Genomic DNA, 11946 nt, shown 5'->3' on the forward strand with positions numbered 1-11946 from the left:
AGGAAGCAAGTCGATGTGCACGCGGTGGTCGGACAGTTGACCCGGATGCCTCAGAAGCTGCAACGCCGGGGCGCCATGCTACCACCGGCTTGCCGGCCGCATCGCCGACAGCATCGCCACCGGCGAGTACGCGCCGGGCAGCAAGCTCCCCAGCGAACCGAACCCAATCGACGTATGCCGCGTATTCCGCCCAACCGTCCGCAGCCGAGGCCGAATTGCCGCGAATGGGCATCGTGGTCTCCTTTTCGTGCCCGTGTGCCGTAGGTGCCACGCCTGTCGCCAACCGTCTCGTTAGCTCCTTTGATGTGGTCAAGGGACCCGGCTGAAGGAGGCGCCGGACACGGCACCGACCAAGCTCTAGGTCACCTGGGAAGCCGCCAGATACGCCTGCGTCCGACAACTCGCCTTGACAAAGCGGCAGTTGGTGGATCCCGGGGGCTTTCTGGGTTGCCTTTCCGTGGTTGAGTTCGGAGGCCTGCGGCTCGGCGGAGGTAAGTGTCGAAAATGGCTGCGAGCTGAGCTGCCAATTTGGCGGATCGTCGCTGTGGGTAGCACCAGCGTGACCGGATGCGCACAGGAAAAAGCGGGGGCCGTGCATGCTGATGACGACGCTGGCCGAGTACCAGGTGCGTCCGGGGCTGCTGAGGGAGTGGAAGCTGGACGCCGCCTCTTTCCACGAGGCGGCGGAAGCGGAAGACACGGTCACGCCTCCCTCGTACAACCAGGAATGGCACCTCAAGTACGTGGCCAGGCTCGCAGAGCAGGGCATCGGGATACCGATGTGGATGGGGTTCGCGTTCGAGATCCCCGGGCCGCTGAAGGCCGAGATGTTCCGCGAGACGTTGCGGGTGTGTGCCGAGCGCCACGAGACGCTGCGCAGCGCGTTCCGCGTGCGCGATGGGAAGACGGAGCGTTTCACGGTCGCCCCCGAGCGGCTGCGCGTGAACGACGAGGTCGTGGCCGACTTCGTCAGCGGCGACGAGATGTCCGCCTGGCTTCAGGAGCGCATCGACGACGCGACGGGTGCGTTCCGTCGGCCCAGCCATGTGGTGGAGACCGTGGAGCGCGCGGACTCCACCACGATCATCGTGGCGCTGGATCACGCACACACCGACGGTTTCTCCGTCATGACAGCCGTTCAGGAGTGGCAGGACCTGTACGCGGCAGTCTCCGGCGGCCGGACGGTGGAGCACCAACACGTGGGCAGCTACGTGGACTTCGGGGTGGCGGAACGCGCGGCCGCCGAGCGGATCGGCGCCGACCATCCGGCCGTCGGGTGCTGGGCCCGGTTCCTCGCGGCCGGCGGCGAACGGCTCCTGAAGTTTCCGCTCGACCTCGGGGTCGCGGAGGGGGAACTCCTCCCGCACACCAAACTCGACGTGCGCCTGCTGGACGCATCCGATGCCGAGGCGGTCGAGGAGGCCTGCCACGGCGCGGGCGGCGGCTTCCTCGCCGGACTGCTCGCGGCCTTCGCCATCGTGACCCACCAGATCACGGGCGACCCGGTCTACCGGACGGTCATGCCGTGGCACACCCGTTCCCGGCCCGAGTGGCTGCGCTCCATGGGCTGGTACGTCGGAGTCGGCCCGGTCGAGATCGATCTCAGCGAGGCAGAGAGCTTCCGCGACGTGGTGCGGGGCGCGCACCGGTCCGCGGCGACGGCACTGCACCTGAGCCGCACGCCGATCGTGAGGATCGCCGAACTGCTCGGAATCGAGGGCGAATTGGAGCGACGGATGCCCGAGGTGTTCCCCTTCGTCTCCTTCACCGACATGAGAGTGATCCCCGGAACGCAACGGTGGAGCGAACGGAACGCCCGCCCCCTGGTCCGGATGAAGACCCGCGGAAACAGAGTGAACACGTGGATCCACCGCACCCACGAGGGAGCGTGGGCGACTGCGCGCTATCCCGGTACGGAGACCGCCGACGCCGCCGTCGCCCGCTACGCCAACCGCATCCGGGACGTGCTCGAAGGCGTGGCGAAGACCGGTGACTACCTTCTCGCCGGGCGGCCGACGACGGCGGGAGGGGCGGCGTGACATCGGTGCGTGAGACGGTGGCGGCCGTCCTGACCGGCAAGTTCAGGATGGATCCCCAGGAGTTGCAACCCGAGACGGCCTTGGCGTCCTTGGACATGGACTCCCTGGCCGTGGTCGAACTTCTCTTCGCCCTGGAGCAGGAACTGGGGGTGAGAATCGCCGAGGACGAGGTGACGCCGCGGCAGACACTCCAGGAACTGGTGGCCATGCTGGAGAGGAAGCTGGAGCAGCAGTCCCCCGGAGAGGACCGGTGACCCGCCCCGAGATCGCCGTGACGGGGATCGGCACGGTCACGCCGGCCGGGGTCGGCACCCAGGACACCTGGCGGGGCGTGACCGAACGGACGCCATCGGATGTTGAGTTCGCGTTGACCTGCGGAAACGTTGCCTCCGATGGCGCTCGAATACGTCATTGAGTTGCTCGACGGTTAGGGCGCCTGAAGGCCGCCCGTCAGCGGCGCGGTAGATGCAGCACGAAGAGACACTCACATCGGAGGCGTACGGGCAAAGGCGGGAGAGGGTCACCTGCTTGTGTGGGCGTCCCCCGCTGCAGCCAGCGGGGCCGAGTCGCGTGCGTCGGGCGGGCCAGGCGTGTCCGGTCGGGTCCGTGCCCGCGTGTGGGCACGGGCGTGGTTCTGAACACCGGAGAGAGTCTCGTGCGGCCCCAGCCCCGAAGGGTGACGGCGGACGGCCCTCACATAGGCACCGATCAGGGTCAGGCGGCCGGCCAGGAAGAGCAGCAGGACGATCCCCGTGCCGGTCGTCAGGACGTAAGACACCACCCGATAGCCCATCACGCCCGTCATCTCGAGCAGCGCGGAGGTGTCGGCAGATGAGCCGGAGCGGTCGAGAAGGGCCGGGCCGACGGTGAGTCCCTTGACCGCAGCAGGAAGGGCCGCTCCCCCGACGACTACCAGTGGACTGAGCACGGCGGCGCGAAGTGCGAGTTGGGCGAGGCTCGGGCGTCCGCCCTCCGCCGTGGCCAGCCGCAGCAGCAGCAGGTGCTTGCCCGGCGTCGCGCCGGTCCACCACGGGATGACGACAAACCACAGTGCGAAGACGACCGGCGGCACCCATAGCGCCGACCCCGCACCGGGCACAACAGCTGCGATTCCGGCGACAACGGCGATCAGCAGCTCGACGCCTGTCACATCCACCAGCAGCGCGACCAAGCCACGGCCGATGGGCACCCTGCCGACGGCCAATGCGCGGTCGTCCAGGGCATCCAGGGCAGGCAGCACCCGTGCCAGAGGCCCGGCGACCGCCCACCCCAAGGCGGCACCCGCCGTATTGGCGATGAGATCGTCGACGGCGAAGAGGCGGTAGGGGCACTCGTAGAGGCCCCACAACCCGCTGTACTGGGTTAGTTCGAAGAATAGCGATCCCGCAAACCCTGCCGCCGTGGCCGCGATGACGCCGCGGCGGAAGTGGATCCGTACAAGCACCCCGAGCGGCAGCAGCAGGATCAGATTGAACACGGTCTGCCAGAAGGCCGAGTTGTGCAGGATCAACGCGTCGAGGGTGACGCGGTGGTGTGCCTCCTTCCAGATGTCGGAGAAGGCGACACCGGGTGTCAGCTGCGGTTCGGCGAAGGTTGGAAACGCCTTGCAGACGTCCACTGACGGCTTCGGCAGCGGCACGATCGTCATGCAGAAGGCGGTCAGCGCGTAGTACACACCGCCGTACAGCGAAAGCACCCGCCAGCGGGTCATCACGCCGTGCCGCCGGTAGAGGACGATCGCCGTCGGCACGAACATCAGGAGAGCCAGCACGGGAAAGAGCAGCGCGGCCGTATGGATCGGCAGCAGGTATGCGTCCGTCATGCCGACCGTGCCGCGATCGGCAACCCTACGGGGGCGAGCGTGCGGCCGCGGTCGACCGGCGCGACAGGAGGCCCCTCGCCGAACGCGGTCACCGTCTCACGCGCCACGACGGACAGATAGCTCTTCATCAGAGGGTACTCGGTAGTGGTTTTCACAGCAGTCTCCGGCCAGTTGGCGAGGAAGTGGTCGATGGCGTCAAGGAAGTGCAGCCAGACGGCCGTGAACCCCTTCAACGCGGCACGCCCCTCAGGGCGGCAGCTCCTAGTAGTCGCCTCGGCGGACGATTCGACACCATTCTCGAATGCGCAGGTCAGCCGAGCCCTCACCCACAGGGACCGAACCCGGGCCCGCCGGAAGTACCGTCACCGGGCGCGGCGTCATCCTCTGGGCGGACACCCGTCCGTCCAGCGACCGCCAGGGGCATGTCAGGGCAGCGGGCTCCTACTCCGCGGACTTACCCGACTCTGCTCCCCGCCTGGTCAGCACGGCACCACCCTGGTCAGGTCGTCGCGTGGTGCGCCGGTCGGCGCAGTCGTCGGTGGCCGTCGTCGGTGACCTTTTCGGTGATTCCCTGGCGATCGAGGTGTTCCAGCAGCGGGACAACGACGCGTCGTGGTGCGTCCAGGGCGGTGCGTGCGTTGCTCACGCGGAAGGGCGCAGGCAGCCGTTGGAGGACGGCGATGGCTCGTTCTATCGCGTCCCGCGTGAGGTAGACGTCTGGTGCCAGCCGTACGAGCACGCCGTGACGTGTCAGAGCACGGAGTTCGGCTGCGCTGACCCCGAGTTCGCGCCATCGCCCCGCGGTTGGCGCTCGCAGGCCCGCTGTGGTGAGTTCCCGCCGGGCGGTCTCGGCGACTCTGCGCAAGGTGGCCGGCAGGGCGGTGTTGGCCAGGCCGATGCGCCCGTGGTCTTCCCTGAGCTGGGGTGAAAGGATGAGGTCGATGATCCGGGTGTCGGGGAGTCCCAGCGCGTCCCGTATCTGTTCCCTGGTCAGTTCCGGTGCGGTGGCGGATCGCTCGTCGTGGTGGGTTGATACCAGGGTGAGCAGGCGGTCTGCGAGCTGCCGGCGGTGTTCGGGATCGATCAGCCATCCCTGCTGAGGTGGGTGGGCGGGCAACGGGATGCCGAGACGGCGCAGGTCGGTGCTGCGGACCAGGCCGCGGTGGCTGAGTTCGTCGGCGAGTAGCGGTCTTCCGGTCGCGGTTTCCAGTGCGGCCCTCCGCCGCCCCACCGGACCCTGACCGGCGATGCGCGCGGGCATCGGATCGAGCACGGTCGCGCCCAGCACCGTACGAGCGGCGGGGTCGCGTACCGCCAGCCGGTCCCCCACGTGCAGCGGCAGCGGAGCGGTCAGCTGGAGTCGGCCGAGGTCGTCAGCGAACCGGCGCAGCCGGGCCGGCCGACGGGCGGTGCCGAGGTGGCACATCACCTCGGCGGGCAGCGCCGGTGGATTCGCACAGGCGCCGGGGGCGTGCAGCCGGACGTCGACCAGCGTGCTGAGGACCCATGCGTCCGGGGTGAACAGGGCGCTGCCTCGGGGCACAGCGTCGAGCGGAACGCGCCGGAGGTTGACCGCAATGCGGGTGGGCCCCGAAACCTCCGCGACGGATCGCTCGCACACCTGAAGTCCCCGGACGGTCGCGATGGGGGCCTCCTCACCGGATGGGCACAGCTCGCCCCGGTCTCCGACGCGGAGCGTTCCGCCGAGCAGGGTGCCGGTCACCACGGTGCCCGCGCCGGAGACGGTGAAGGCCCGGTCCACCCAGAGCCGTACCGGTCCCGGACTGGCCGGGGACACCGGAGAGGGCTGGTCGAGTGCGGTGCGCAGCGCATCGAGACCCAGACCCGTGTGCGCGCTCGTCGCCAGCGGGGCCGGGGCCGGGAGGCCGCGCGCGAGCAGCTCACGATGGGCCACGGCCGCTGCGGGTTCGGGATCGGCCAGGTCGCAGCGGGTGATCACGAGAATCAACTGCGGTACGGCGAAGGCAGCCAGCGCGTCGGCGTGCTCGGCGGTCTGTGCTGCCCAGCCTTCGTCCGCGGCCACGGCCAGCAGTGCGGCCCGGACCGGGCCGAGTCCTGCCAGCATGGTGTGCAGGTACCGCTCGTGGCCCGGCACATCGACGAAGGCGGCCCGCCGCCCGCTCGGCAGGTCGCACCACGCGAACCCGAGGTCCAGCGTGAGCCCACGGCGGCGCTCCTCGGCGAGCCGGTCCGGATCACGTCCAGTGAGTGCGCGGACCAGGGCGCTCTTGCCGTGGTCGACGTGCCCGGCCGTGGCTACGACGATCATGATATGGCACGCACGGCTTCGACGACCTGGCTGTCCTGCCGTGGACCGATCGTGCGCAGATCGAGCAGGCAACGACCGTCCCTCACCCGGCCCACGACCGGCGGCGTCGCGGCGCGCAGCGCCGGGCCGTGCCGCTCGGGCAGGCTGAGCGCCACACTGGGCAGCACGACCTCCGGCGCACCACCACCACCCACCATGGCCGTCGAGGCCACGATGCGCGCGTCCACGCCGGACAACTGAGCCGCCATCCGCCGGGCGCGCTTCAGTAGTTCGGCCGGTTCGGCGTGCAGCGCCTGCACGACCGGTGGGCGCGGTCCGCGAACGGTCGCTTCCAGAGAGGCCAGCGTCAGTTTGTCCGTCCGCAGCGCACGGGCCAGTGGATGCCGGGCCAACCGCCGGACCAGATCGGCATCGCCGAAGATCAGGCCGGCTTGTGGACCGCCCAGCAGTTTGTCCCCACTCGCGGTCACTAGCGCAGCGCCGGCCCGCAAAGCACTCTGCACATCGGGTTCCTCGGGCAGCGCGAAGTCGCGTCGCAGCAGTCCGGATCCGACGTCGGCCACCACCGGAACGTCCAGTGCGGACAGAGCGGCGATGCCGACGGACTGCACGAAACCGGTCACCACGAAATTGGACGGATGCACCTTCAACACGAATGCGGTGTCCTGATGGATCGCTGAGCCGTAGTCATCCAGAGTGGTCCGGTTCGTCGTCCCGACCTCGCGCAGCCGGGCGCCGGTGCTCTCTATCAGCTCGGGCAGCCGGAATCCATCGCCGATCGCGACCAGTTCGCCCCTGCTGACCACGATCTCGCGCCCCCCGGCCAAGTCGACGGCGGCAAGCGCCAGTGCAGCGGCGTTGTTGTTCACCACGTGCACGTCACCCGCCTCGGGCACGGCCGACAACAGCGCCTCGCGCAGCCCGTGGCCGCGGCGTGCGCGGCTGCCGGAGTTCAGGTCGAACTCCACGTTGGTGTACCCGGCCGCCGTGACGACGGCCTCGACGGCCGCGGCCGACAGCGGGGCGCGGCCGAGGTTGGTGTGCACGACGATGCCGGTCGCGTTGATCACTGCCCGCAGGCTGCTCGCTGTGTGCGGCAAGGTCCGCCCGATCTCGGCGAGCACCTCGTCGGGGGCGATCTCGCCCCGTCTGACGCGCTCTTGGGCCGCCTGGACTGCGCCCTTGACCGCGGTCCGTCCCAAGCTGGCGATGGCGGTGTGCAGTTCCGGTGCAGCGAGCAGCACGTCGGTGCGGGGGACATCGTGGCTCGGCTTAGTCATCACATGAGTCCCGTGGTGGAAGTTGGCGGAGGCGGACGGGAATCGAACCCGCCTGGCCGGGGGTTCCGGCCACGTCGGTTTTGAAGACCGCGGGCGCCACCAGGCGCCGGACGCCTCCAGGTTGAGGACATCTCGAGTGGGAAGTGTGAAGAACGTGTGATTGGCTGGCGTTATGGACTCGACCGACGGCACCCAGGTCCGCCTCACGCAGTACACGCGGGGCGGTGGCTGCGCGTGCAAGATCCCACCGGGGGAACTGGAGGAGGTGCTCGCCGGCCTCATCCAGCCTTCGGAGCACCTGGTGGTCGGCGCGGAGCACGGCGACGACGCTGCCGTGGTCGCCGTCGACTCCTCGCGCGGCGTGGTGGCGACCACCGACTTCTTCACGCCCGTCGTGGACGATCCCTACACGTGGGGCCGTATCGCCGCGGCCAACGCGCTGTCCGATGTGTACGCGATGGGTGGCCGACCGGTCGTGGCGGTCAACCTGTTGTGCTGGCCCCGGGAAACTCTGCCCATGGAGCTGGCAGGCGAAGTGCTGCGCGGCGGCGCGGACACCGCGCGAGTTGCGGGCTGTCCTGTCGGTGGCGGTCACAGTGTGGACGACGGGGAACCCAAGTACGGCATGGCGGTGACCGGCGTCGTCGATCTCGACCGCATGCTGCGCAACGACTCCGGCCACCCCGGCCTGCCGCTCTCGCTGACCAAACCGCTCGGCATCGGGGTGCTCAACACCCGGCACAAGGCCACGGGAGAGGTCTTTCCGCAGGCGATAGCGGCGATGACGGAGCTCAACGGCCGCGCCAGCGCGGCCGCCGTTTCGGCGGGGGTGCGATGTGCCACTGATGTCACGGGATTTGGTCTGCTGGGTCATCTCTACAAGCTGGTCCGGGCGAGTGGGGTCTCGGCGATGCTGGACGCCGACGCGGTCGGTTATCTGGATAGTGCGAGGGAAGCGGCGAAGGACGGCTTCGTCAGCGGCGGTACCCGGCGCAACCTCGCGTGGGTGGAGCCCCATGTCGACTTCGGGACTATCGGTGAGATCGAACGGCTGCTGCTTGCCGACACACAGACCTCAGGGGGGTTGCTGGTCGCCGGTGAGGTGCCGGGTGCGCCAGTGATCGGCGAGTTGGTGCCCGCGGGGCAGGCGTCGATCACCGTCCGCTGAGATACCAGCCGCTGGCCCCCTGGGATGCACGACTGCTGATCCCCCGGGATTCGCGATCAGCGGCAGCCCCACCAAGAGGACCACCGCCACCATCAGGCCCCCGGCGACGACGGTCAGCGACCACGCGTGCGGTGGCAACGGGCCGGTGCCACCGGCACTGGTGAGCCAGCCGGCGAGTCCGCCAAGGCTGATCGCCAGCGCGCGCAGCACGGTGTGCACTCCAAACCGGTCCTGGCTGTCCAGACAGCCGCAGCGCGGGCGCACCCCGCGCCTGAGTTGGACACCGGCGTAACAGGCGAAGATCCCGCCCAGCACGACCATGCCGAGCATCGGCAGCCACGTCGGTGGGAGCACCAGGACCGCGCGGGTCGATGGCGGCAATACGACCGTCATCGCCCCCAGGCCCAGCGCGAGCTCGGCGACCGGTAGCGCCCACGCCAGCCAACCGACATTGGCCGCCACGACCCGCCCCTGCTCACTCAACACCAGCGCGAACGCCGGGCGGCGGCACAGTTTCCACCACCCGGCGTTCAGCAGGACGAACCCGCTGCCGGTGGCGCCGACGGCGCCGAGCAGCGTCCAGCCCATCTTCCTCTGTCTCCTTTACGGTTGACCCAGCAGTGGCAGTACGAGCACGGTCTGGCCCGCGCCGAAGGCAAGCACGAGCGTGAACTTCAGCCACTTCTCCCAGGCGCTCCAAGCCAGGTCCCACTCACCATCGGCGCCGTAGTACAGCGAGCCGATGGTCATCGCCGCCCGGCCAAGACCGAACGCCGCACCGGCTACAAGCGCCGCAAGGGGCCCGGCGAGACCCGCTACCAACACCAGGGCCGCGTAGGGCAGTCCGGACGGCACATAGGTGCGCATGCCGGTGCCCATCTCGATCCCGAACTGCAGCGGACCGAAGAACCGGCCGTGCCGGAACACGGTTTCCGGGACCAGCCGTGCGTTCTGCGGCAGCGGGAACCGCGGCCACCCGAACTCCCGGGCGACCAGCACCGCCAGCACGACGACGGTGGCCACAGCCACGGCGGTCACAGGCAGCACCGCGCGCAGCACGGAGCCGACAAGCATCACACCGAGCCCACTGATCACTCCGCCCAGCACCAGGCCGAGCACGAAAGCATAAGGGGGCAGACCTCGCCAGACCGACGAGCTCAGCACAGAGGCTGAGTTGCGGCTTCAAGTGGAGCCGCTAGTCGCGAACCCCGCTGCCGCGCCGGTCACCAACCAGGGCCACAGCCCGTCCGTCCCAGCTGTGGACAGTGGGAGTGCAACGGCCACCCCGACGACCGCGGCGGCGGTGATCAGTGCTACCGCAGTCGCGGGATGCCAGGTCAGGCGTTGAGTCAGCCTCATGACACCAGAGCCCGGCAGATGGTGAACACGGTGTTGGTCTCACCGCCAGCAGTCACCGTCATCTCTCCGTCGGAGCACCGATACGCCTTGCCGTCCGGAGTCGTCCACTTCCACGCGTTCTTCTGCGCATTCTCGCCGCACATCGTGGAGACCGGCGCGTAGTTGATGACCTTGTCGCCCTCCCTCACTTCGTCGGCGCGATACCAGCCGTTGGCGTCGCAGTAGTCACTGGAGACCGGGCCGCCGAAGCATGCCCCTCTGGCGTCCTTGAACTGACCGCCCTCGTCCGCGTCCTCGTCATAGCCGCTGGGGTAGGCGTCCTTGCAGTCGTTGCGGTCCCAGCCCGTCAGGCCGCCCTGACTCTCCTCGGCGAAAGCCCGCCCACTGTTGCCCCATGTGAGCGAGAGAACCCCCACAGTGAGCGCAGATGCGGTAATTCCGCGCAACACACTTCTGCGTGAGGCGGGCTTCTTCATCCCGCGGAGCGCCGCTGTGGGCTGCAGGTCACCGTCATCATCCCGGTTGACCAAGGGTATTTCAGCCAGTTGTGACGTCATCACGACGACCTTCCATAGGTGGGGTTGAGGGCGTGGCCGCGAGTGCACCGGCGATGTCGCGCTCGCTGCTCGGGAGGTGCAGCGAGCCGATGGTGCCGTCGCTGCCGACGGTCAGGAGTACGGGCGGACTCAGGTGGGCCAGCGACGCCCATGCGTCACGGTCCTGGATGAGCTCCAGCGCATGGGGCAGCGACGACCACCGCTTCGGCGACTCATAAGTGAGCAGGACTGGCCGGAAGTCCGGGGTCGCCATCTTCGCAAGGACGGCGGCGGCGTGCCGGCACAGGGGACAGCCGGCGTCGGCGACCAGCACGGTTCGCTCCCGACCCGGTTCCGCGATGTGTTCGACGAACGACGGGGGCAGCACCAGCTCTGCGGGGGGCGCCGCAGTGGCGGCCCGCTCGTCCAGCCGCCGGCGCAGCATCCGCACTTCTCGCAGCACCGCCGCGAGCGCGAGATAGAGAATGACGATCGCGATCCAACTGACGATCACGATGGCGAGGGTGGGAGACATAGGTGCCCGGCGCCCTAGGCTGTGGTCCAGGCGGCGTCGATCCCGGCCACCCACTTCAGCAGGGCAGGGGAGTCGAGCCGGGACCCCGGGTCGATCCGTATCTCGGCGGCGCCCTTCGCTCCGGCGACGACATACAGGTAGTCGTGCTCGCTTGCGGAGTCGGCGGAGCGTCCGGGCAACGGCACGCGCCACAGCTCCCCGTGCGGGGTGGATTTGCCACGGTGCTTCGGAACCAGCGTCCGGGCCTGCCGCGGTCCGGGAACAACAATCGTGCCCCTCTCAGCCACGGTCACCGCCGTCTGCTGCAGCGCGGTGTCCCCCTTTGTCGGGCGCACCCGCATGCCGTGGGGGTGGTCCTGGATCTCCAGCGTGCTGAACAGTCCGATCAGCGTCCTCCGACTCGGTGCGGGACCGGTAAACACGGTCATCAGCTCGTGGTACCGCTCCAGCAGGGTGACGATCGTGGTATTCCCGTCCGCAGTGGCGGCCACGACGGTCTCCCGCCCCCCGACGACGAACCGTTCCATGGGGGCGGCCTTGATCACGTGCTTGCGAACGAAGTCGTGATAGCCACGAGAACCGATCTGGAACCCGCGACTGTAGGCGCCGCCGACGAACCGTACGTTGGTCGCCACCGCTCGTGCGGGCGCTTCATCGGTAAGGCGCAACGCGAGTCTGTCTCCATTCGGAGCCATGATGCGCAGAGTCGAGTCCGCCACCAAGACCACCTCCAGAACATAAGCAGCGGGCAATCATTCATCGTGCGGAAGCGCGGAATGCGACCGCTCAATCAGCGTGCCCGTAACGTGCCTTCGGTGCCTCTCGGCGGGTACCGAAGGATTTTCTGCCGCTGGTCGTTGCGCCGCGGGAATTTCTGGACGCTGCCGGGTTCGTCATGAGATGGATCACAGCTTGTA

The 11946-nt window shown here is 68.9% G+C and carries 12 protein-coding genes and 1 tRNA gene; 3 read left to right on the top strand and 10 right to left on the bottom strand.

Going from position 1 to position 11946, the window contains the following annotated elements:
* The first annotated feature begins 596 nt into the window (after positions 1 to 596).
* Positions 597 to 2039, top strand: a complete 1443-nt coding sequence (locus tag ACSMXX_RS01630) for a condensation domain-containing protein (protein ID WP_473182214.1) — start codon at positions 597 to 599, stop codon at positions 2037 to 2039.
* Positions 2036 to 2293 carry an acyl carrier protein gene (locus ACSMXX_RS01635; RefSeq protein ID WP_473182215.1) on the top strand — a complete coding sequence of 86 codons (258 nt, stop codon included), beginning with the start codon at positions 2036 to 2038 and terminating at the stop codon, positions 2291 to 2293. Before ACSMXX_RS01630 ends, ACSMXX_RS01635 begins: the two co-directional genes overlap by 4 nt.
* Positions 2294 to 2559: 266 nt before the next feature.
* Here ACSMXX_RS01635 and ACSMXX_RS01640 read toward each other — a convergent pair whose 3' ends face one another.
* From ACSMXX_RS01640 to ACSMXX_RS01660, 5 genes are all read right to left on the bottom strand, one after another.
* Complete coding sequence (locus ACSMXX_RS01640) at positions 2560 to 3861, bottom strand: VanZ family protein (RefSeq protein WP_473182216.1); 1302 nt, start codon at positions 3859 to 3861, stop codon at positions 2560 to 2562.
* Positions 3858 to 4094 (bottom strand): hypothetical protein, encoded by a 237-nt coding sequence (locus ACSMXX_RS01645; protein ID WP_473182217.1) that lies wholly within the window; start codon positions 4092 to 4094, stop codon positions 3858 to 3860. Before ACSMXX_RS01645 ends, ACSMXX_RS01640 begins: the two co-directional genes overlap by 4 nt.
* A gap of 266 nt (positions 4095 to 4360) precedes the next feature.
* Positions 4361 to 6151 (bottom strand): SelB domain-containing protein, encoded by a 1791-nt coding sequence (locus tag ACSMXX_RS01650; protein ID WP_473182218.1) that lies wholly within the window; start codon positions 6149 to 6151, stop codon positions 4361 to 4363.
* Entirely contained in the window at positions 6148 to 7431 is a 1284-nt protein-coding gene (gene selA, locus ACSMXX_RS01655) for an L-seryl-tRNA(Sec) selenium transferase (protein WP_473182219.1), read from the bottom strand. Before selA ends, ACSMXX_RS01650 begins: the two co-directional genes overlap by 4 nt.
* A gap of 23 nt (positions 7432 to 7454) precedes the next feature.
* Positions 7455 to 7549 (bottom strand) — tRNA-Sec (locus ACSMXX_RS01660).
* 54 nt (positions 7550 to 7603) lie between these two features.
* Between ACSMXX_RS01660 and selD the strand changes: the two genes are divergently transcribed.
* The gene (selD, locus tag ACSMXX_RS01665) at positions 7604 to 8599 is read left to right on the top strand and encodes a selenide, water dikinase SelD (protein WP_473182220.1); all 996 of its coding nucleotides are present in this window, start codon (positions 7604 to 7606) and stop codon (positions 8597 to 8599) included.
* On the opposite strand, the gene ACSMXX_RS01670 is transcribed toward selD, so the two are convergent.
* The 5 genes from ACSMXX_RS01670 to ACSMXX_RS01690 form a co-directional block, all read right to left on the bottom strand.
* Positions 8507 to 9187 (bottom strand): MauE/DoxX family redox-associated membrane protein, encoded by a 681-nt coding sequence (locus ACSMXX_RS01670; RefSeq protein WP_473182221.1) that lies wholly within the window; start codon positions 9185 to 9187, stop codon positions 8507 to 8509. The two genes, selD and ACSMXX_RS01670, sit on opposite strands and share 93 nt — an antisense overlap.
* A gap of 15 nt (positions 9188 to 9202) precedes the next feature.
* The gene (locus ACSMXX_RS01675) at positions 9203 to 9718 is read right to left on the bottom strand and encodes a hypothetical protein (protein ID WP_473182222.1); all 516 of its coding nucleotides are present in this window, start codon (positions 9716 to 9718) and stop codon (positions 9203 to 9205) included.
* Between the two features lie 236 nt (positions 9719 to 9954).
* Positions 9955 to 10374 carry a hypothetical protein gene (locus ACSMXX_RS01680; protein ID WP_473182223.1) on the bottom strand — a complete coding sequence of 140 codons (420 nt, stop codon included), beginning with the start codon at positions 10372 to 10374 and terminating at the stop codon, positions 9955 to 9957.
* A 121-nt stretch (positions 10375 to 10495) separates the two neighbouring features.
* Positions 10496 to 11008 (bottom strand): hypothetical protein, encoded by a 513-nt coding sequence (locus ACSMXX_RS01685; protein WP_473182224.1) that lies wholly within the window; start codon positions 11006 to 11008, stop codon positions 10496 to 10498.
* 35 nt (positions 11009 to 11043) lie between these two features.
* Complete coding sequence (locus ACSMXX_RS01690) at positions 11044 to 11724, bottom strand: hypothetical protein (protein WP_473182225.1); 681 nt, start codon at positions 11722 to 11724, stop codon at positions 11044 to 11046.
* Positions 11725 to 11946 lie beyond the last annotated feature (222 nt).

It is taken from the genome of Streptomyces sp. DSM 116795, assembly GCF_055792905.1.